18 protein-coding genes and 1 pseudogene are annotated in these 21,156 nt (G+C 62.7%); 13 read left to right on the plus strand and 6 right to left on the minus strand.

The features are described 5' to 3' along the window. Positions 1 to 94 precede the first annotated feature (94 nt). From iolB to FJ934_RS22720, 10 genes are all read left to right on the plus strand, one after another. On the plus strand, positions 95 to 907 hold the full coding sequence (gene iolB, locus FJ934_RS22675) for a 5-deoxy-glucuronate isomerase (protein WP_140612630.1): 813 nt from the start codon (positions 95 to 97) through the stop codon (positions 905 to 907). A 152-nt stretch (positions 908 to 1,059) separates the two neighbouring features. Next, positions 1,060 to 1,767: a DUF1045 domain-containing protein gene (locus tag FJ934_RS22680; protein ID WP_140612632.1), complete on the plus strand. Its 708-nt coding sequence runs from the start codon at positions 1,060 to 1,062 to the stop codon at positions 1,765 to 1,767. Positions 1,768 to 1,815: 48 nt separating this feature from the next. Next, the gene (locus FJ934_RS22685) at positions 1,816 to 2,955 is read left to right on the plus strand and encodes an alpha-D-ribose 1-methylphosphonate 5-triphosphate diphosphatase (protein ID WP_140612634.1); all 1,140 of its coding nucleotides are present in this window, start codon (positions 1,816 to 1,818) and stop codon (positions 2,953 to 2,955) included. Next, positions 2,952 to 3,581 (plus strand): phosphonate metabolism protein/1,5-bisphosphokinase (PRPP-forming) PhnN, encoded by a 630-nt coding sequence (phnN, locus tag FJ934_RS22690; RefSeq protein WP_181165731.1) that lies wholly within the window; start codon positions 2,952 to 2,954, stop codon positions 3,579 to 3,581. The genes FJ934_RS22685 and phnN overlap by 4 nt, the downstream gene beginning before the upstream one ends. A gap of 193 nt (positions 3,582 to 3,774) precedes the next feature. Next, positions 3,775 to 4,692 (plus strand): MurR/RpiR family transcriptional regulator, encoded by a 918-nt coding sequence (locus tag FJ934_RS22695; protein WP_140612636.1) that lies wholly within the window; start codon positions 3,775 to 3,777, stop codon positions 4,690 to 4,692. Between the two features lie 91 nt (positions 4,693 to 4,783). Continuing rightward, the gene (locus FJ934_RS22700; protein WP_181165732.1) at positions 4,784 to 5,788 is read left to right on the plus strand and encodes an extracellular solute-binding protein; all 1,005 of its coding nucleotides are present in this window, start codon (positions 4,784 to 4,786) and stop codon (positions 5,786 to 5,788) included. Between the two features lie 16 nt (positions 5,789 to 5,804). Further along, positions 5,805 to 7,634, plus strand: coding sequence for an ABC transporter permease subunit (locus FJ934_RS22705; protein WP_181165733.1), 1,830 nt, complete (start codon positions 5,805 to 5,807; stop codon positions 7,632 to 7,634). Beyond that, positions 7,631 to 8,674, plus strand: a complete 1,044-nt coding sequence (locus FJ934_RS22710) for an ABC transporter ATP-binding protein (protein ID WP_140612642.1) — start codon at positions 7,631 to 7,633, stop codon at positions 8,672 to 8,674. The genes FJ934_RS22705 and FJ934_RS22710 overlap by 4 nt, the downstream gene beginning before the upstream one ends. A 76-nt stretch (positions 8,675 to 8,750) precedes the next feature. Further along, on the plus strand, positions 8,751 to 9,506 hold the full coding sequence (locus FJ934_RS22715) for a COG4280 domain-containing protein (RefSeq protein ID WP_140612644.1): 756 nt from the start codon (positions 8,751 to 8,753) through the stop codon (positions 9,504 to 9,506). Next, positions 9,503 to 9,718: a hypothetical protein gene (locus FJ934_RS22720; RefSeq protein ID WP_140612646.1), complete on the plus strand. Its 216-nt coding sequence runs from the start codon at positions 9,503 to 9,505 to the stop codon at positions 9,716 to 9,718. The genes FJ934_RS22715 and FJ934_RS22720 overlap by 4 nt, the downstream gene beginning before the upstream one ends. An 80-nt stretch (positions 9,719 to 9,798) precedes the next feature. Here the strand turns inward: FJ934_RS22720 and FJ934_RS22725 are convergent, their stop codons facing one another. The 3 genes from FJ934_RS22725 to FJ934_RS22735 form a co-directional block, all read right to left on the minus strand. Beyond that, positions 9,799 to 10,794 carry an ABC transporter permease gene (locus tag FJ934_RS22725; RefSeq protein ID WP_140612648.1) on the minus strand — a complete coding sequence of 332 codons (996 nt, stop codon included), beginning with the start codon at positions 10,792 to 10,794 and terminating at the stop codon, positions 9,799 to 9,801. A 58-nt stretch (positions 10,795 to 10,852) separates the two neighbouring features. Continuing rightward, positions 10,853 to 12,391: a sugar ABC transporter ATP-binding protein gene (locus tag FJ934_RS22730; RefSeq protein ID WP_140612718.1), complete on the minus strand. Its 1,539-nt coding sequence runs from the start codon at positions 12,389 to 12,391 to the stop codon at positions 10,853 to 10,855. A gap of 121 nt (positions 12,392 to 12,512) precedes the next feature. Continuing rightward, entirely contained in the window at positions 12,513 to 13,475 is a 963-nt protein-coding gene (locus FJ934_RS22735) for a sugar-binding protein (RefSeq protein ID WP_140612650.1), read from the minus strand. A gap of 606 nt (positions 13,476 to 14,081) precedes the next feature. Between FJ934_RS22735 and FJ934_RS22740 the strand changes: the two genes are divergently transcribed. From FJ934_RS22740 to FJ934_RS22750, 3 genes and pseudogenes are all read left to right on the plus strand, one after another. Further along, positions 14,082 to 15,179, plus strand: coding sequence for a LacI family DNA-binding transcriptional regulator (locus FJ934_RS22740; RefSeq protein WP_181165734.1), 1,098 nt, complete (start codon positions 14,082 to 14,084; stop codon positions 15,177 to 15,179). 208 nt (positions 15,180 to 15,387) lie between these two features. Beyond that, a pseudogene (locus FJ934_RS22745) lies at positions 15,388 to 15,989 on the plus strand (hypothetical protein). 354 nt (positions 15,990 to 16,343) lie between these two features. Beyond that, positions 16,344 to 17,624 (plus strand): DNA sulfur modification protein DndB, encoded by a 1,281-nt coding sequence (locus FJ934_RS22750; protein ID WP_181165735.1) that lies wholly within the window; start codon positions 16,344 to 16,346, stop codon positions 17,622 to 17,624. Between the two features lie 241 nt (positions 17,625 to 17,865). Here FJ934_RS22750 and FJ934_RS22755 read toward each other — a convergent pair whose 3' ends face one another. From FJ934_RS22755 to FJ934_RS22765, 3 genes are read right to left on the minus strand one after another with little or no spacing between them, the layout of a single operon-like run. Continuing rightward, on the minus strand, positions 17,866 to 18,561 hold the full coding sequence (locus tag FJ934_RS22755; RefSeq protein WP_140612654.1) for an MAE_28990/MAE_18760 family HEPN-like nuclease: 696 nt from the start codon (positions 18,559 to 18,561) through the stop codon (positions 17,866 to 17,868). Next, complete coding sequence (locus FJ934_RS22760) at positions 18,545 to 19,681, minus strand: DUF262 domain-containing protein (RefSeq protein WP_140612656.1); 1,137 nt, start codon at positions 19,679 to 19,681, stop codon at positions 18,545 to 18,547. Before FJ934_RS22760 ends, FJ934_RS22755 begins: the two co-directional genes overlap by 17 nt. Next, positions 19,678 to 20,754 carry a hypothetical protein gene (locus tag FJ934_RS22765; RefSeq protein WP_246671600.1) on the minus strand — a complete coding sequence of 359 codons (1,077 nt, stop codon included), beginning with the start codon at positions 20,752 to 20,754 and terminating at the stop codon, positions 19,678 to 19,680. Before FJ934_RS22765 ends, FJ934_RS22760 begins: the two co-directional genes overlap by 4 nt. Positions 20,755 to 21,156: the final 402 nt, after the last annotated feature.

Genomic DNA, 21,156 nt, shown 5'->3' on the forward strand with positions numbered 1-21,156 from the left:
CGCCCTAGGATGACGAAGTTAGAAGCACTGCACCCTTTCAAACAGGCGGCTTGGCTTCAGGGAATCCTTCAAGCCAACGGAATAGGAGACAAAAATGTCGAAACTGCTGGTGAAGGCCGACAAGGGCCATGGCCGCGTTGCCCACGTGACGCCGAAAAGCGCCGGCTGGACGTATGTCGGTTTCGACCTGCATCGGCTGAAGCCGGGCGAAAGTGCCTCGGGCCAAACGGCCGATCGCGAGGTCTGCCTGGTGTTCGTGGCCGGCAAGGGCACCGCCACCGCCGGCGGCAAGGATCTTGGGGTGCTCGGCGAGCGAATGTCGCCCTTCGATGGCAAGCCGTGGTCGGTCTATGTTCCCGAGGGATCGGACTGGTCGGTAACGGCCGATACCGAGCTGGAACTGGCGGTCTGCTCGGCGCCGGGCCTGGGCGGCCGGTTGCCGGTTCGGGTGATCGGGCCGGACGATCTCGGCCAGGAGGTGCGCGGCAAGGGCACCAATACGCGCTACGTCACCAACATCCTGCCGGAAGGCAAGCCAGCGGACTCACTCCTGGTGGTCGAGGTCATCACGCCGGGCGGCCATACGTCGAGCTACCCGCCGCACAAGCATGACCAGGACAATCTGCCCGCCGAATCCTATCTCGAGGAAACCTACTATCACCGCCTCAACCCGCCGCAGGGCTTTGCCTTCCAGCGCGTCTATACCGACGCCGACAAGAATGGGCATCGCGCACTGGACGAGGCCATGGCGATCGAGGATGGCGACGTGGTGCTGGTGCCCAAGGGCTATCACCCCTGCGCCGCCTGCCACGGCTACGACCTCTACTATCTCAACGTCATGGCCGGACCAAAGCGGACGTGGAAATTCCACAATGCCCCCGAGCACGAATGGTTGATGAAGGCCTGAGAATCGGGGCGGGACCGGTGAAGCTATTGGTCCAGCTCGGAAAAATCGTCGGCTAAGGAACTGAAGGAGCGATTTGCCTTCGAAAACCCTTCAAAGCTTCGTCAATCCGTCATGGAAATCACCTATGGCAACGGATCTGATGAGGACTTGCCATGCGTTATGCCATCTATTTCGCCCCCCGGCAGGACGAACCGCTGGCGCGGATCGCCGCCAACTGGCTGGGCCGCGACCCGTTCGGCGCGGCGACAAAGCCGGTTGAGGCCGTGGCCGACCTTGCGGCGGCGGAAGTTGCTTTCCACACCGCTTCGGCGCGTCGCTATGGCTTCCACGCGACGCTGAAAGCCCCGTTCCGTCTTGCGGTGAACGAGACAGAGAGTTCGCTGCGCGCGGCACTCGACCAATTCGCCGAGGCGACGCCGGTGGTGACGATCCCGCGTCTCGTTGTCAGCCAGATCGACAGCTTTTTCGCGCTGGTGCCGGACGGTCCGCTGCCGCCGCTCAACCGCTTCGCCGACGACGTCGTGCGCGATTTCGACCGGTTCCGTGCGCCCCTGACCGAAGCCGAGATCGAACGGCGCAGTCCGGATTCGCTGAAGCCGGCCGAGTTCCGCAATCTCTGCCAGTGGGGTTACCCCTATGTCTTCGAGACGTTCCGCTTTCATATGACGCTGTCCGGGCGGGCAGGGCCACAGGAAAGCCCTCGTCTGCGCGCGGCAATCGACAGCCTGTTCGCGGATGTGCTTCGGCAGCCGGTGCTGGTGGATGGACTGACGCTGTTCGTCGAACCCGAACCAGGCGCGCCATTCCTGGTGCTTTCGCAGCACGCGCTGGGACGGCGCCCGACCAGAAAAACCGCCTGACCGCCTGCCGGAATAGCTCCGGCCGGAGATAACCGAGGACTGCCCGAAATGACCGCCGAGACTGTTCTTTCCAACGCCCGCATCGTGCTTGCCGACGAGATCGTCGAGGGTTCGCTGGTGCTGCGTGACGGCTTAATCACCGGCATCGATCCAGGTGCTGCCCGAACCGGCGACGACATGGGCGGCGACTATATAATTCCGGGACTGGTCGAACTGCACACAGATCATCTCGAGGGCCATTACGCGCCGCGGCCGAAGGTGCGCTGGAACCCTATCGCGGCCGTGCTCGCCCATGACGCGCAGGTCGCGACCGCCGGCATCACCACCGTGCTCGACGCCTTGCGGGTCGGCATGGATGAAGACGCCGACCTGACCTCGGACGACATCCGCAAGCTCGCCGATGCGATCGAGGACAGCGTGCGGGAAGACCGGCTGCGCGCCGACCACTTTATCCATCTGCGTTGCGAAGTTTCGGCGCCGGACTGCCTGCGGGCCTTTGCCAATTTCGAGACTGACGACCGGGTGAAATTGGCGTCGCTGATGGACCATGCGCCGGGCCAGCGCCAGTTCGTCAATCTCGAGACCTATGCCTATTATTACCAGCGCAAGCTGAAGCTGAGCGACCAGGACTTCCAGAAATTCTGCGAGAAGCGAATGGGCGAATCGGCAAGCAATTCCGGCCCAAACCGGGTCTTCATCGCGGCGGCCTGCCATGAGCGCGGCATCGTTCTGGCGAGCCATGACGATGCGACGACAAGCCATGTCGACGAGGCGATCGAGCAAGGCGTCCGGGTCGCCGAGTTTCCGACCACCGAGGAAGCGGCGCGGGCTTCGAAAGCCGCCGGACTCGGCGTGCTGATGGGCGCGCCCAACGTCATGCGCGGCGGCTCGCATTCGGGCAATGTCTCGGCACGCACGCTGGCCGGCAACGGCCTGCTCGACATTCTGTCATCCGACTATATCCCCTTCAGCCTGATCCAGTCCGCCTTCTTCCTCGGCGACATGGTCGAAGGCATTTCGCTGCCGCAGGCGGTCGCCATGGTTTCGAAAAACCCGGCCGAAGCCGTTGGCCTGACCGACCGCGGCATCATCGAACAGGGCCGCCGCGCCGATCTGGTGCGCGTGCGCGTCGACGATCATGTTCCGGTCGTGCGCACCGTATGGCGGCAGGGGCGCCGGGTCGCATGATGGTGTCGGCCTTGATCGAGCGTGAGTTGTCCGCCGAAACGTTCCCGATCCGCCATGGCGTGTTTGTAGCGGTCGTAGGCCCAAGCGGTGCCGGCAAGGACACGGTGATCGGCTACGCCCGCGCGCTTTTTGCCGACGAGAGCCGGCTGGAATTCGTGCGCCGCGTCATCACCAGGCCGAGCGATGCGGCGAGCGAGGATCACGACACGCTGGCCGATGCCGCCTTTGTCGAGGCCGAGGCTGACGGCGCCTTCGCCATCTCCTGGGAGGCGCATGGGTTGCGCTATGGCCTGCCCGCCGATGTCGACTGGTCGGTCGCCAATGGCCATGTCGCGGTGGCGAACGTGTCGCGTTCGATCATACCCTCCTTGCGCGAGCGCTACGCCAATCTGGCCATTGTCGAGATCACTGCTTCGCCTGACGTGCTGGCCGAGCGACTGGCAATGCGCGGCCGGGAATCGCGCGGCGAAGTGCTGGCCCGGCTGGCGCGCAGCGCCAATGTGACCTTGTCCGGTCCCGGCGTCACCACGATCGACAACAGCGGTCCGCGCGAGGCGGCTGGCGAGCGCTTCGCCGAACTGCTGCGCAAGGCAATGGCCTTTTCCGACATGTCGGGCATGATCTAGGCCCTCCGCCCTACAGCTCGATTTTCGCACCTCACGAGGCAACGGCCGCCGCTTCCGGCGGTTTGCGGCCGCTCGTCTTTCGGCAGGCAGACATGTTCGCCTGGGCCGACCGCCATTGTCACATCCTTGTAATAGACATTTCGGATGGTGGCGCCCGTTGCAATTGCTACAGCCAGAAAAATGACCGCCCGACATGACATATGATGCCTCGAAAGATCGGAAGGCGACGGTCGATGCCCGGGTCCAGGCGGCGCTCGAAAATCTGCCGCCCGCCGAGCAGCGCATGGCGCGGTTCTTCGTCGACCAGAAGCAGTCCGTCCTGCTGGGATCGGCGGCCGAGATCGCCGAATTGGCCGGCACAAGCGACGCCACCGTCGTTAGGACGGCGCGCTCGCTTGGCTTCGAAAGCCTCTCGGCGCTTCGCCAGATGCTGCTGTCGGACCTGACCGGCACGCCATCCCCCGGCAAGCGCCTGGCGCGCACCTTGCAGGAGACCGGCGACGACAGCGCCGGCGCATTGCGACATGTGATCGACATCCACGAGAGCGTGCTCGACGTGCTGAAGCGTCCGGAGATGGCGGCCGCGTTCGAGCGCAGCATCGACATTCTGGCGCAGGCCAATCGCCGCCATGTCTTCGGCATCGGTCCATCGGGCGCCATGGCCGACTATGCCAGTTTGCAATTCAACCGGATTGGCCTGCCGACCAGCGCGCTGTCGGTATCGGGAATTGCGCTCGCCGACCGCCTGCTGTGGCTCGCCAAGGGCGACGCCGTGCTGATGATGGCCTATGCGCCGCTCTACCGCGAGGTCGAGATCATTCTCGAACAAGCCAGGCAGGTCGATGTCCCGGTCGTGCTCATCAGCGACAATCTGGCTCCACTGGTGTCCGGCAAGGTGGCCGAGACGCTGCCAATACCGCGCGGCAAGGCCGATCACCTGGCCATGCATGGCGGCACGATCGTGCTCATCGAAGCGATGATCATCGGGCTGGCGAAACGAAACAGCGAAGCCGCCTTTGATGCCCTCGAGCGGCTGAGCACGGTTCGTGGGGCGATCGACAAGGCATGGACAAAGCGCGGCGTCCGCAAGAATAATAACAATAAAAGCTAGAAACTCCTGCGCGTGACACAAAACATTCAATTTGTTCGTACATGATACAATGGGGCTTACTATGCCCATGGGAAATCCACTGGAGAACAAGATGAACGCCCGTACCATTTTCTGCTTCGCAATTGGCTTGAGCGCGCTGACCGCCGCAGCACCTGCTTCGGCATCAGACCTCGTGCTTTATGATGCGCTCGATTTCGCTGGCCCGGTGGCCAAGGCCTTCCAGGCCAAGACCGGTCTCACGGTCGACGTCGTCGAGCCTGGCAGCACCGGCGAGACGCTGGGCAAGATCGCTGCCGAAGGCAGCAACCCGCAGTTCGATATCGTCTGGCTCGACGGCTCCGCCGTCATGGAGCGCATGGCGGCCGACCACGTGCTGCAGGCCATTCCCGCTGCCGCCTACGATAAGGTGGCATTCACCGATCTCGGCAAGTCGCTGATCCCGCAGAGCCACGCTTTCCTGCCGACCGGCACCAGCACCACGGCCATCGAGGTCAACACCAAGAAAGTACCCGCCGACAAGCTGCCCAAGTCGTGGGCCGATCTTCAGTCCTTCGCAGGCAAGGTCGCGGCCAAGGATCCCAATCTGTCGGGCCCTGCCTATCAATGGCTGGCCGGCTTCTTTCAGACCAACGGCCTCGACGCCGGGAAGGCCCTGTTGACCAAGACGCTGACCAACAAGTCCCTGTCGGGCCTGTCGAGCGGCGGCAAGGTGAACAAGGCGGTGCTGACCGGCGATGCCTCGGTCGGCATCAATCAAGACAGCGCCATCTTCTCGAAGATCGCCGCCGGCGAACCCGTCGTCGCGGTCTATCCAAGCGAAGGTTCGGTGTCGCTGCCGCAGGGCCTCGGCATCAGCGCCAAGACCCAGCACATGGATGCGGCGCGGAAATTCATCGACTTCGTCACCAGCGCCGAAGGCCAGGCCGCCATGCAGAATGGCGACGATACCGACTTCTTCTACATCCCGATCATCAAGGGCATCAACGCCAAGCCGGGCCGTGAAACGAACATCACCTACACGCATCTCGACGATGCCGTGGCCTCCGCTCACGAGACCGAGTGGAAGCAGTGGTATAAGGCCAATTTCGTCCAGTGACCCGGCTGTTCGGGAAATGACGATCGTCCAGCATTCCGGCGCCGCGGCTTTTGCCCGCGGCGCCGGCGCCAGAAAACCGCCGCTGGGCCGTCTGTCGTCGCTCGCCCGCTATGGCGGTCCACTTGCGGTTTACGCCGTGTTTGGCCTGCTGATCGGATTGCCGCTTGCCCTGGTGCTGGTTCAGGCGGTCATGCCCGGCCTGTTTGCCGCGCAAGATGCCAGCAGCGGCCTGAGTTTCGAGCCGCTGGCCCGCGTCTTCAACTCGCCCTATGTCGCGGGCTCTGTCCTGCATTCGCTTGAACTCGGCATGCTCGTCGCCTGCACCACGACGGCGCTGGGTGGCGCCTTCGCGGTCCTGGTCCAGCGCTGCGACATTCCGGGGCGGACAGCGATTTCAATCGTGCCGTGGCTGGTTTTCCTGACGCCGTCCTATCTCAAGGCGCTCGCCTGGGTGCTGCTGATGTCCTCCGGCGGTTACCTGGCGCAGTTCGGGCTGCTGCCTGCCGCGCTGGGCTCGGCTTTTTTCGGCCTGGCCGGCCTGGTGTTTGTCCACACGCTCAGCCTGTTTCCGCTGGCCGCCTTCATCATCGGCAGCGCGCTCGCCGGCCTGGGCAGCGAACTGGAGGATGCCGCGCGGCTCTCCGGTGCCACGCCACTCAGGATCTGGCTCCGCATCAACGGCCCCTTGCTGGCGCCGGCCATCGCCTTGAGCTTCATCGCCACCTTCGCCGAGGTGCTGTCCGACTTCGGCCTGGCCTCGACCATCGCCAGAATGTCGAATTTCGGCGTGCTGACCTACGGCATCTACGCCGCCGCCAGCGACTACCCCGTCGACTTTCCCGCCGCCGGCGCCCAGGCGCTCATCCTGCTCAGCCTTGTGCTGCTCGTCGTGGTGGCGGACAGGCTGCTGCGCCGCCGCGCCGACCCGCGCCTGATCTCCGGCCGCGCAAGGCCCGCCCGGCTTTACAATCTCGGGGCGTGGCGCTGGCTTGCCATGGCGGCGGCCCTGGCCATCGCTTTCCTCGCACTGGCATTGCCGCTTGCCGCGATCGCGGCACGCGCCCTGACGCAGACGCTGGGTCACGGGCTCATCTGGAGCAACTTCACCAGTGCCAATGTGGTGGCGGCGCTCAGCCTGAACACCGCGGCCAATGACGGCCTGTTGCGCAGCCTCTTTTACGCCGGGCTGACGGCGCTTATCGCCAGTTCGCTTGCCCTACTCCTGTCGGCGCAACTCGATCGCGCGGGCCCGGTGCTGCGCAGCGCCGTCGTCGGCCTGTCGCTGGGATCGGTGGCGATACCGGGCATCGTGCTCGGCTTCGGCTATATCCTGGTCTGGAATCGCCTGCCGGGGTTCCGCGACTGGCCGTTTCCCCACTATGGCGACGGCTCGCTGCTGGTTATGGGCTATGTCGCGGCAGCACTTCCCTACTGTCTGGTGGTGATCCTTTCAGCCATCGGCCAGTTGGCACCGAGCCTGACGGACGCGGCGCGCCTGCATGGCGTCGGGACAATCCGGCGACTGCTGGCGATCACCTTGCCGCTGGTGCTGCTGAGCGTGGTGACGGCCTTTCTGCTGACGTTCATCCGCACCGTATTCGAGTTGCCCATCTCGCAGATGCTCATTCCGCAGAGCGGGCCGCCGGCGCCGACGCTCATCCTGAAACTGTTCAGCCACGATCGTGATGGGCTGGCATCGGCGATCGCGCTGGTCGCCATGGCGGCCGCCGGCATCGGTGCCGCGCTGGTCTGGTACCCGCTTCGGCGGTTCGTCAAACCGCGTCGAAGTGTGGGCTATACCGGCGTGGGCAGCGGTCAAGCCGCGAGAACGGGAACCTTGTCATGACCGCCTCCCTGCATTGTGCCGGCATCTGCAAATCGCTCGGTGGACGTCCGGTCCTGAGCGACCTCAATCTCAAGATCGATGCCGGCGAAGTGGTGTCGCTTCTTGGCGCCAGCGGCTCCGGCAAGACCACGCTCCTGCGCATCATCGCTGGGCTGGTCGAACCCGAAAGCGGATCGATCACGCTGGACGGGCGTGTCGTGTGGAGCGAAACGTCGGTCATCCCCGCCGAGAAGCGGCGGATCGGCATGGTTTTCCAGGACTATGCGCTGTGGCCGCACATGACGGTCGCCAACAATCTGGCCTTCGGGCTGCGCTCACAGCGGCTTTCGGATCGCGACATCGCCCAGCGGCTCGCCCACGCGCTCGACGTCACCCGCCTTGCTCCCTACAGGGATCGTTACCCGACCGAACTGTCCGGCGGCCAGCAGCAGCGGGTCGCCATCGCGCGTTGCCTTGCGGCGCGTCCAGCGCTGATGCTGTTCGATGAGCCGCTGAGCAATCTCGACGCGGCCCTGCGCGAGGATATGCGCATCGAGATGATGGAACTGGTGCGCCGCGAGGCCATCACCGTCGTCTATGTGACGCATGACCAGGCGGAGGCGATGGCGGTCTCCGACCGCATCGCCATCATGCGGGCAGGCGAGATCGTCCAGTTCGATACACCACGTGCGATCTACGAGGCGCCCGCCGATTCCTTCGTGGCCAGCTTCATCGGCGGCTTTTCGATCGTTCACGGACAGGTCCGTGACGAACGCTTCACAATCGCCGAGAGCGACGCCGAAACCGTGCGCACGCCGGGCGCACGCCCTGGCGCCGGCATGCTCGTCATCCGTCCCGAAGACGCACGCCCGGCCAACGCCTATCCGGACAACCGTCTGCAGGGCAAGGTTCTGTCGAGCGCCTTCCAGGGCCGATGCTGGCGGCTGGCGGTCGACCTCGGCCCCCACCGCGTGCGGCTCGATTGGCCCGAAGCGCCGCCGGTTGGCGCTTCGCTTGCTTTTTCGCTGCCGCCGGAGCGCTGTGTGGTGCTGACCGCATAGTGATGCTAACCACGATGCCGAATGTGGAAACGGCCTTTCAAAAGTTCATGATCAAACGAAGACACAGGGCGCCTTCATGCAGACACTGACACCCATTCTCTCGACGGTCACGGCGGCATTTCTCGCCTCCTTGGTCGAGGTCGTCGAGGCCTTCACCATCGTGCTCGCGGTCGGGGTGACACGCAGCTGGCGCCCGGCCCTGACCGGCGCCGCCCTGGCGCTGGCGGTGCTGGCGGCCCTGGTACTGGCGTTCGGCCCGCTGCTGGCGCTGGTGCCGATCTCCACGCTGCAGTTCGTTGTTGGGGTGCTGCTGATCCTGTTCGGCATGCGCTGGCTGCGAAAGGCCATCCTGCGCAGTGTCGGCGTGATCGCCCTGCATGACGAGGAGGCGGCCTTTGCCAAGGAAACCGCCGCCCTGAACCGGCAGGCCAATGACCGCCGCGCCGACTATCTTGCCGGTCTGGCGTCGTTCAAGGCGGTGCTGCTCGAAGGCGTCGAGGTGGTGTTCATCGTCATTGCCGTCGGTGCCGCGCACGGGCAGACGCTCTACGCCAGCCTGGGTGCGCTGGCGGCCTTCGTCCTGGTGATGCTTGTCGGCCTTGCCGTGCACCGGCCGCTGGCGCGCGTTCCGGAGAATGCACTCAAATTCGTGGTCGGTCTGATGCTGACCAGCTTCGGCATCTTCTGGACCGGCGAAGGCATCGGCGCCGACTGGCCAGGCGCCGATCTCGCCCTGCTCGCCATCTTCGCCATCATCGCGGTGGCGTCCTTCGCCATGGTGCGCTGGTTGCGCATTACCCACCCCGCAGCCGCTGGAGGGCTCGTCCGATGAACGTCATTCGTCTTATCGCCAAGGAATTCTTCGGCATGTTCGTCGATGACGGCAATCTGGCGCTGCTGGCGCTGGTGCTGGTGGCCGCCGTGCTTGCGGCGGTGAAGCTGCTGGCACTGCCGCCGTTGCTCGGCGGCGCGTTGCTGCTGGTCGGCTGTCTCGCCATCCTGTTGCAAAGCGTTCGCCGCGCCGCAAGCGCGACCAACCGGTAGCTCCGACAGGCACGCGGCTGAAGCCTGACGGGCTCAGCCGCGCAAGGTGCGGGCAAGCGCGGCGCAGAGTGGCAGGGATGTTACTCAGCGGCCGCGCCAGCTATGGTCTTGCGGCTGGCGTCGATCATGCGCCGCCGGGCCCGGAACACGCCCCATTGCTGGTCGACGAGCACGCCGATGAGGATAACGCCACCCATCACCGCGAAGTTGAGGGAGGACGGAATGCCGAGCAGGTTGACGAGGTTCTGCAACTCCTGCAGCAGCACGGTGCCGAGGAGGACGCCGATCAGCGAGCCCTCGCCGCCACGCAACGAGAAGCCGCCAAGCACCGCCGCGGCGATGGCGTAAAGCTCGTAGAACTGGCCGTGGCTGGCCGGCGAGATCGAGCGCGTGTACATGGCGAAATAGATCGCCGACAGCGCCGTCAGCACGCCGCAGATGACATAGGCCGCCATGACGATGCGCCCGGTGCGGATGCCCGAATATTTCGCCGCCTCCTCGTTCTTGCCGATGGCGTAGAGATAACGGCCGAACACCGAGCGGTGCAGCACCACCCACATGACGATGGCGATGACGATCAAGGCGAAGAAGGAGTTCGGCACGCCCCAGGAGCGGCCGGCAGAGAGGAATTCGAGCTCCGGAAAGTTCTGGCCGAAGGCGAAGCCGGCGGTGCCGTCGGCGGTGTAGAAGCGGGCGACGCCGCGATATATCAACAGGCCGCACAGCGTGACGACGAAGGGCTGCAGCTTGAGCCGCGTGATCAGCCAGCCATGCACCAGGCCGATAATGGCCCCCAATGCGATGATCAGCACGAAGGCCAGCGGCCAGTCGAGTTCGCGCACGGCGATGAAGTCGATGAACAGCGTGCCCAGCAACGCCACCAGCGAACCGACCGACAGCTCGATGCCGCCGGTGATGATGACAAAGGCCTGGCCGATGGAAAGGATGCCGAACAGGCCGATCAGGTTCGAGGTGTTGGCAAGGTTGATCGGCAACAGGAAGCGCGGGTTGATGATGGCAACGATGGCCCCGACCACCAGGATCAGGATCAGCAGGCCGAGATCTTTCTTGCTCATCGTCTTCTCCCCAATGCTTGCCCGAGCAGCTCGCGCTTCCGCGACCCCGAGGCAAAAACTATTTCGGCTGCTTGCCCACCGCCAGCAGCAGCACGTTTTCCTGGCTGAACCGGTCCTTGTCGAGAATGCCCGAGATCTGGCCCTCATGCATGACGGCGATGCGGTCGGACACGCCGATCACCTCTTCCATGTCGCTGGAGATCATCAGCACGGCGACCCCGGCATCGGCGAGCGCGCGCATCAGCCCGTAAATCTCCGCCTTGGCGCCGATGTCGATACCACGCGTCGGCTCGTCGAGGATCATCACCTTCGGGTTCATAGCCAGCCATTTGCCGAGGACGACCTTCTGCTGGTTGCCGCCCGACAGCGTGCCGGTGCGGGTCTGCACCGAGGGCGCCTTGATGCCGAGATTCTTCTTCTGCTTTTCGGCGGTTGCCGTTTCGGCGCCTGCGGACACGAGCGATCGCTTCGCATGGGCCGGCAGATTGGGCAGCGAAATATTCTGCGCGATCGACAAATCGAGCAGGATGCCGGTGAGCTTGCGGTCTTCCGGCACCAGGAAGATGCCATGCGCGACGGCGTCGGCGGCCGAGCGCAGGACAAGCGGCGTGCCGTTGAGTTCGAGCGTGCCGCCGAGGCAGCCGTCGATGCCGAAGAACACGCGTGCCAGTTCGGTGCGGCCGGAGCCGACAAGGCCGGCAAGGCCGAGGATTTCGCCGCGCCTGACGTCGAGTTCGACCGGCCGGCCGGGATAGGTGGGGGTGCGGACGGCCTTGGCCGACAGGGCGACGGCGCCCGGCGCACGCGCGGCCTCGGAAGCCTTCTCGCGCTCCTTCAGCATGCGGCCGATCATCAGCTTGACCATCTGGTCATGGTTTATATCGCGCTTGCCCAGCGTGCCGGCCAGCATGCCGTCGCGCAGCACGACGACGCGATCGGCGACACGCTCGACCTCGTGCAGGCGGTGCGAAATGAAGATGACGCTGATGCCGTCGGCCTTCAGCCCCTTGATGACGTCGAGCAGCTTGTCGGTCTCGGCGATCGGCAGGCTCGAGGTCGGCTCGTCGAGGATGACCAGCCTTGCCTTGATCGACAGCGCCTTGGCGATCTCGACCATCTGCTGCTGGGCGAGCGACAGGTCGGCGACCTGCGTGTCGGCGGAGAAATTGGCGCCGACGCGCTTGAGCAACGGCGCCACCATCTCGCGCAGCCTGGCGCGGTCGACGAGCCTGAGCGGCCCGGCGCGCAGCGGCTCGCGGCCGAAGAAGATGTTGGCGGCGACGTCGAGGTTCTCGAACAGGTTGAGCTCCTGGTGGACGAAGGCAATGCCCGAGCCAAGGCTGCCTTCGACGCTCAGGCCCTTGTGGGCGGTGCCGTCGACGGTGATGGTGCCGGTGTCCGGCGTGGTGACGCCGCCGAGGATCTTCATCAGGGTCGACTTGCCGGCGCCGTTCTCGCCGACGAGGCCGATGACCTCGCCAGGCCTCACCTCCATCGAAAAGCCATCGAGCGCGACGACGCCCGGATAGGTCTTGCGCACGTTCTCGAGGCTGAGGAACGGGGTGATTGCCGAGATGGATGTGTCGGAATAATTCATCATGCCTGACAGCAGCCGGTGGGCCATTTTGGTCCATCTTCAGACTGACGATCCTCGCGGTGTTCGTCAATGCGAGCAGCCGGCTCAAGGCTAGCTTGAGCCGGCTGAACTGCCTGTGGCCTTATTTTCCAGCCATCGCCTTCAGGTTGGCGGCATATGCGTCGACATCATCCTTGCCGATGATCTTGGTCGGGATGATGATCAGATTGCCGGCCGGGATGCCCGACTTGTCGCCCTTGAGGTAGGCTGCCATCAGCTTCATGCCCTGATAGGCCCATTCGAAGGGCTGCTGCACGACGGTGGCGGCAATGGTGCCTTCCTTGACGCCGCCCAGCGTGATCGGATCATCGTCGAAGCCGACGACGGTGATCGAGCCGAGCTTGCCGGCGTCGCGCAGCGCTTCATAGATGCGCGGCGTGTTGTAGGAATAGAAGCCGACCATGCAGGTGACGTCGGGGCTGGCGACCAGCGCGTCCTCGACATTCTTCTTGGCGCGGGCCTGGTCGATGTCGTCGCCGCGCACGTCGACGAGCTCGATTTTGGTACCGGCGAGACCATCCTTCATGCCCTGGATGCGCTCCTTGGCGTTGTCGGCGCCGAGAAGGCCGACGAAGCCCAGGCATTTGCCGCCGTTCGGCATCGCCTTCTTGGCGATTTCGGCCGCCTGCTTGCCGGCATCGACATTGGAGGAACCGATATAGGCGACACGCTTGGTCTGCGGGGCGTCGCTGTCGGTGGTGAACAACGCGGTTTGCGAGGCGATCTTGTTCAGGCCATCGGTCGAGGTCTTGGGATCGACGGCCGAGACCATGATGCCCTTGACGCCGGCCGTCACCAGATCGTCCATCAGCCGCTGCTGGATGGCGACCGAGGATTGTTCCGGATATTTGAGCTCAAGCGTGTAGTCGGGCAGTTCGCCCTGCGCTTTCTTGACGCCGGCTTCGGCGGCTTTCCAGAAATCGGACGCGCCGTTGACGACGAAGGCCAGCGTCGGCTTGTCGTCGGCGCGCGCGATGGCGGTCGCCGCCAGGCCGACGGCGAGAGCCGCGGCGGCCACGGATGCATTGCGTATCAAAGACTTCATGTTCAACCTCCCGTTTTGGTCCAGCCATCGGCCGACCGGTCTTGCTCACTGAGAATTTGCCTTGCTCACCTGAATTTGCCTTTTGCGGCTTGGATGCCCCTCCTCCTCAGGGGTTCCCGGCACTGAAAGAATGGCGTCGTTCCAGCCACGGCCAGGGACTTTAGAGACTCATCCTTCGTTCGTAAATAGTCCGATTTGTCTGACATATCATATGTCCGAGACAAAGCTCGCGGAGCCCAAGTCCGCTCGCCATCGGGCCAGCCACGCTCGCTTTCCGCCGCCCCCCGGAACCGATGGGCCGGATGCGACGGATTGACGTTACAGCGCATTTTTGTATTAGTAAACAGTATTAGTTCCGAACCTCGACCTGACCCTGCCACTGCGGTCCCGCAGTCGACGCGCCGGCTAGCCAAGACTTTGGTCGCGCGGCGCTTAATGCCGCTTTGCCGTTGCATTTCTGGTGTGCGGAGCCGCATGAGCAATGGACCGCGAGATTGCTAATAGATATAAGTCATGGGGCAGTTTCTATAAATCGATGCCACCGCGCCATCTTGTCGATCCGGCAGGCTGCCGCTAGACAGCACCGGGGATTGGGACAGGAATGCAATGAGCGAAACGACGGATCGGGAGACAGCGAGGCGCCGTAAGGCGCCGGCAAAACCCAAGGGCCGGGTCACCATGACCGACATCGCAAGGGCTGCTGGCTGCTCGCAAGCGACCGTTTCCTTCGTGCTGAACAATTCGCCAGGGATACGGCTGTCGCGGCAGACGCGCGAGCGGGTGATCGAGGCCGCCAGGGCGCTGGGCTACAGCGCGCCGGCCTTCTCCGCGCTGAAGACGCCGGTTGCGGCCTTTGAAGGTCTTGACGGGGTCATCGGCTTTGCCGTCGACCAGCTCGCCACCAGCCCGGAGGCCGTGGTGGCCATCGAGGGCGCGCGCCAGGCCTCGTGGAATGCCGGCAACGTGCTGCTGGTGGCGCAGACCATGGGCGATGCCGTGATGGAGCCCCGCGCCATACAGGCGCTGACCCGGCGGGGCATTTCGGCGCTGATCTACATGACCATCTTCACCCGCGAGATCACGGCGCCCGACTTTCTCTACAGCCTCGACATTCCGGTGATCCTGCTCAACTGCTACACGTCGGACTATGCCTTCCCCGCCGTGGTTCCCTCCGAGATCGCCGGCGGCCAGAGTTCGACCCGGCACCTGATCAGCCACGGCCACCGCCGTATCGCCACCATCACCGGCGAACCCTGGATGCAAGCGGCGCAGGACCGGCTGAAAGGCTACCGCCGCGCGCTCGCCACGGCCGACATCCCCTTCGACCCCGAACTGGTGGTCGAAGGCGACTGGTCGGCCAGCGCGGGCTATGCCGCAACGGTGAAGCTGCTGGCGCTGAAAGACCGCCCGACCGCCATCTTCTGCCAGAACGACCGCACGGCGATCGGCTGCTACGAGGCGCTGAAGGAAGCCGGCCTGCACATCCCGCAGGACATCTCCGTGGTCGGCTACGACGACGAGGAAATCGCCCGTCACCTGTTCCCGCCGCTGACCACCTCGATCCTGCCGCATATGGCGATGGGCCAATGGGCAATCGAACAGCTCGAGGCGCCCTCGCCGCCCGGGCGGGGGCGCTATCCCATCACCAAGCTGGAATGCCCGCTGGTGGAACGCGAGAGCGTGCGGGCCATGGCGGCAGGCTGAGGCGAGGCGACGGGCTGACACAGCGCCTTGTCCGCCAGCGGGCCGCGAGGGTGTATTCCGGCGGTCCGCCGGCAGATCCGACAACCCAGCTCACCCTTTTGCGGCAGCGCCCTTGCCTGCGACCACCCTGTGGGCCCATCGATCGCGGTCACCATCATGCCGTCTGTTGCCAGTAGGCGGCCGGGCAATTGTCGTCCATACTTGAGCCATGATGGGTCGAGGCTTGCGCTGTGTGCAGGTGTGTGCGGCTTTGCTGGCCGCGGACTGCCCACGCGCCGAAGCCGACGGGACCAAACTCTTCCAGGCGGGCGCCTACTCGTTCTCGGACGAACTCGGCGGCTTCAGGATCCTTTCGGCCACCGGCGCCGGAACGCGCACCGACCCGATCGTGTCACCGAGGAACTGGAGACCGCGGACCCGGTGACGCTGACCATACGCGCCGCCATGCCGATCCAGCCGTTCGGAACGGCAGGCAATTACGCGACCGGCTTCCTGCCGCTGAAGATCGTCGCCCGCAACAACAGCGGCGACGCCTGGATCGAATTCGAATTCGAGCTGCAGCCGATCATGAACCGGCCGAGCGACTATGGCGACGGGCTGTCCTTCGACCAGGCGCAGCGCGAGGACAAAATGATCAAATCCGACAGCTTCGCCGAATTCAAACGCGACTTCGAGCCCTATGACAGGCTGCTGTTCCGCAAAGGCAAGGTCGACCCGCTGGAGACAGCCTCGTTTTCATTTCTGATCACGGACTTTTCGCCGAAGGATAGGTTTTATCTGGTGGAGGAGCCAAGGGTTCCTTCGTCGTAGGGGCTGGTGTTAGGGACGAGGATTGGTTCTTCGGTTGGGTGGCTGAGCATCTTCACGATCGGGGCTCTACGGCTCATTGCACTGCGAAAGATCGCTGCCATCCTCCGACGAGCGGTTAGGCGCATTGCGAGATGTCGATTCTGGAAATCCGGACGACGTCCAATCCGACAAGCCAGCAGGCCTTCCGAAATCCCGCATCATTTGTAGCCATCCCCGTAGAAAAATCCTACGGGGAATAGGAAATTACCTACGGGGACGTCTTGACCCCGCCCGGTCGGGTATGCTCCAAAAGAAAATGCCGGCGAGGTTTCTGCCCTCACCGGCATCATTCAACCAAGCACCATGGAGAACACCGTGCTTAATTCTACTCAACTTACCATCCGCATTGCGGCCGTTCAAGGCGCCTACGGTCATCGGCTCGCAACCTATGCTACCCAAATCTCGCCGCGCTCGCTGGAGGCATTCCTTGGGCACGATCCGCGTTCGCGCTTCTGGAAGAAGCTCGATCCGGAGCTCGAGCAAATCTACGTCCAACTCCAGCGCACCACCACCAGCGATCGTCTCCGTGCCATTCAGGCCTACATCCGGAAGCGGTTCTCCCAGTTAGCGGTAATCCTCGGTGCCTTCCCTGCGATTTCCGTCGCCGTTAAAAGACATCTCCGGTTCGATCCGTTCAATGAGAGCGGCGTGGAGGGGGCCGGCACCCTTCACCTCGACATGTCGAAGTCGAACGGGAGGATCGTCCTCGATGGTCTCGCTCGTGTGTCTGGAGTTATTGAGCTTGTGGAATTGGCCAACGATGAAGCACTGAGCATTGATGAACGCAGGGCCCTCAACGAATTGATCGACCAGTTCACTCTCCCGCTTGTGATCTTTGCGCCGCGGCAGGCCGACAAGCCTCTCGATCTCAAGGAGTTGAGGCAGTTATTTGCGGACTTCAACTTCAAACAGACGTCGATCAGTCCCACCATGGCTATGAACTACGATTCGAGCGACATCTATGTTGAGGCTACCCGTCGCCTCGCTGATCGTGCCGTTATCAAGTCGAACGGGGGCATGGAGACGAAGGCCGCGTCACTCGGTGCCAAGTCGACGGCCCTCGTAGTCCTGCAGCACCTCGTCCGCTTCGTGCGCGGCGCCGCCGAGGGCGATGCGTTCACCGAGGCCAAGACCAACGTGGACAAGGCGGAGGGGCAGCGCCGTCTGTCCGAGGACAGTATTGATGAATTTGTCACCCAGGCCAATCGCTTCCTGAGCGGCATGACCGAAATGATGGGCGCTGAGCGTTTCTCGGATACCAAGAACAGCATCCATCTGACAGGCCCAGGCTGGGGGGCACTAGGGACCATCTTCCACGACCTCGACGTGACGTTGGAGGTCGACGACATCGCGGCCATGGGCAGGAGGCTAGGAGAGCTCGACTGGAGGCGCGACGCCGAGTTCTGGTCCGATGTTATGCGTGAGAGGGAGGTTCGTGGGAAGATGATGCTGACTTTTGTCGGCGGAGGCTACGAGAGCCGGCAGGCCATCCGCCGCAAGGCTCATCAATATCTTGGGACATGGGATCGGCTCCAAGCCAAAACAGCTCCCTCCGAAGTTGGCGCGCCGACCGAGAGCAACGCTGCCGCTGCGTGATGCTGCGTAGATCTGGCCGGGCTTAGCCTATGAGCCCGGTCAGATTCTACTTGGAGCTGATCTTGGGGTATTCTAGTCCTCTGATCGATGACCGAAACTTCGACGGCAACGACGTGATCGCTGGCAATATCTTGTGCGTTAAATGGGCGGGCAAGAGCAACCATTGGTCAGATCGACCAGCCAGGTTGACGGTTCACGGTGCGTGGCGGCCGCACGCGATATGATATGATGGCTCTGCGATTTAAATAGATGGTACTCGACGAAAAGCCCCATCTCGCAGGGCAATGAAGACACCACTTTGAACGAACTGCATTACTTCGAAGGCGACAGCAGTGTATTCGCGGACATGATCGGCGCTCGGCACCCGCAGAGCATCACCGTGTGCGATGGCATTGCGCACGCCAAGCAACCGATCGATGGTGCCGCGATGCCGATCGATTGCTGGATAGTCGAGGCCAAGCTGGTATAAGTTCCGTTTCAGCACGACTGAATTCAGATTGGCTTTCGTGTCGATTACCCGATCGGGGATCTCGACCGTGCGGCTGAGGATTCCTTCGTAGGCTTCGACGAACGTTCGTTCCCTCCACAGCATATGGAGCTCTTGGTCGTCCGGCAGGCCAGTACGAAATTCTGGTGCCTTGCTGTTCGGATTGCGGAGTGCCGCGAAAATATCGCCAAGGCTGGCAGCCAGTACTGGGAAGGCTGCGTCGCGGCAAGACAAGGCCAAAGCATTGACTGCACCCGCGTAGGCCAGCAGAGCGAACTTGCAGAAGCCTTCCAGATGAGCATAGGTCAAGAGGGTCAACGAGCGGAACAGCATGTTGCGCTCAGCCTCGACCTCGGTCCGCGAGGCGATGTTCTCGATCAGGCGGAGTTCGGCCTCGCGCTGAAGCCGATCTGATTCGAGATCCTGAAAGACGTCATCCGGGGAACGCATCTACCAGCCGTCGTTCTACAAAGCCGATGCGATCGTTCAGCGGGCCAGGCGAATTCTTGCCGCCTCCAGTGGTCATTTCAATGAAGGCCGGGTCAAGCTTGGTGGCAATAAGAGTGTCCTTCAGGCGCTCGATCACAACATCATCGTTTAGATCCAGACGGTCGAGCACCGGCTGAAGACCGATGGTTATCGCCTCATAATGATAGGCACCAAACCCGGCCGTCAGCTTGTCACGCGTCTTATAGGCGATAGCGAAGGACATATCTCCTAGCGCCTTACGTAGAGCTAGGAAAGTCCGCCGAAAAACGCTCTCCTCAACCTCATAGTCGAAAGTTTCCGCCTCCATAGGATCGGCCACCTCTTCCATATATTCGGTCAGGAAGTCCGTAACCTCGTGTTTGAACCGCGCGCGCCTGTTCTTCAAGGCGAAGAACCTGAGGACCAGCTCCTGATCAAAGGCCGACAACTTGCGCGCCGGGGTCATGCCACTGGTGCATTCCTTGAAGTTGTCGACCTCGCTCATACGAATGAGGAAATCGGGAAAGTCCGCACCCAGCAGGCGGATAGTACAGTTGCGTAGCTGCTGCGCCGACAGCAACTCCCCGCCTGTGTTGAGCCGCTTGAACATATGATACTTGAAACGAGGATCGGTCTCCTTGCGGACCACCTCGACGCGGATAAAAGCCCGCTTTAGTCGGATCTGCAGGGCGGTCGGAAAGTCGTTATAGGTCAAGCCATTCAGGGCTGGAACAATGTCGCAATCCGACAAGATCAGGAACTCACCAGGGGCAACCGGCGGGTCCAAATGCGCTGCCGAGAGCTTAGCGCGCATATGTAGGTACGACGAGATACGTTGTAGTCCATCGATCAATTGATACGTTCCGTCCGGTTCCTCGATAACAAAGATGGGCGGCACCGGCATCTCAAGAAGCAAAGACTCGATGAAACGGGATCGTTGTCCCTCACTCCAACGAAACAGGCGCTGGTAATCTGGTGTTATGTTGAGTTCACCGTTCTCACTCATGTCCAAAAGTTCGTTGAACGACAGATCCAAGGATTGAGTGCTCGCCTGCTTCAACGTTGCGGCAATAGACTCAATCAAGGGGGACGCATTTGTCATTGCTGGATCGCCTCTCGACTCTTCTCGAAGCAGAGTACTGCCTCGATGGCCCCAGCGGCGCGCTTATAGGTTCGAGTGTGGGGGTTTATACCGGCCATGGAGCGCTTGAACTCGAAGTCATGGCGCCGTCTTAACTGAAGGCCCGCAGCCGCACCCATCTCCGTCACTATGCCGGGAAGATCGTTGTGGATGTCCTTATAATAAGAGTCTTGGACCACGAGGATTGCAGCCCCGGCAGGCTTAAGTCCCTTAGCAAGATGGGTGAGCGAGAGGGCCATCTTTTCGAAGTAGTCGAGATGAGTTTTGTAGTAGTAACCGGCTGAAGCCTTTGACGGATGTGCCTTCAGATCCCCAAGAAACCGGCCACAGATCGGTCCCCAGGCGGCGTCTACTGCAATGTCGTGATCCGGCACTCGAGTCGAGCCGATCATCTGACGACCGAGATCCTCCATCTTCACCTCAACCAGGGGATGCATCACGGCGAGCTCTATGCGTGTCGCCGCGCTGTAATCTATTCGTGTGCAATAGGGCGGCGAAGTCAGCACCATGTCGACGCTGGCTTCGGTCAGAGCGGTCAAGGTGGTGTTCGCCAGTTGTAGCTCCGCTACTGCATGGTCGGTATGCTGTTCGGTAGCGCGCTGAGCTAGGGCGGCGGCCATGTTCTTGACGTTCGCCGCAAACGACGAGAGGATAGCTTCTCGATCTCCTGTGATGAGACTCTCGTCGATCTTAGGCTTGCGGAACCAAGTAGGATTGGATGAGCGAAAATGCCCAGCCATCTGTCGGCAAACGGAAAACAGCGCCACATAGAAGGTGGCCGCTAAACCGGATATATGATCCAGTTTAACGCCGTTGGCCGTCAACGTATACTCGCCAACCAACTGGCCGCGAATGCGACGCTCGAGCGCCCGGATGAGCGCAGCTGTAGACAGTTCGAACCACCAGAGCAGCGGATCGTCAGGCCGCAGGATTCGTGGATCGGCTCGAACGCCTTTTATGGTGTCCCGAGCCAGCGCTTCGAGACTATCGGCCTCGGAAGGCGATAGCAGACGTGCCCGCGCGATCACGATCATCACTGGATTCAGATCGAATCCACGCGAGACAAGGCCAAGTTGCGACGCAGAAAATGTGGTCGTACCACTTCCATTCCAAGGGTCGAGAACGACCGCCCCCTTCGGAAGGAGTGCGCTCTTTAGCAGTGCCCGAGCGAAGCTTTCTGGATAGCCCGCGTAGTAGGGGAAGAATCCATCCCAACCCCGCTGGGTTTGGGGCGACCGCTTAGGTGATTGTATGTTAAGGGACTCGAACGCGACCACTTCTCTCTTCCTGTAACTTAGTGGCGCGGACGGGCGACCGGCGGCGCGGCCGACTCAGGCCAACCGGATTCTGCCCCATCTAGACACATTCGCACAAGTCAGCCTTAGACACCTGCAGGCAACGAATCCAGGTTAACAAAGTTTACCTTGGTGCCTTTT

It is taken from the genome of Mesorhizobium sp. B2-4-12 (assembly GCF_006441575.1).
Classification (GTDB): Bacteria; Pseudomonadota; Alphaproteobacteria; order Rhizobiales; family Rhizobiaceae; genus Mesorhizobium.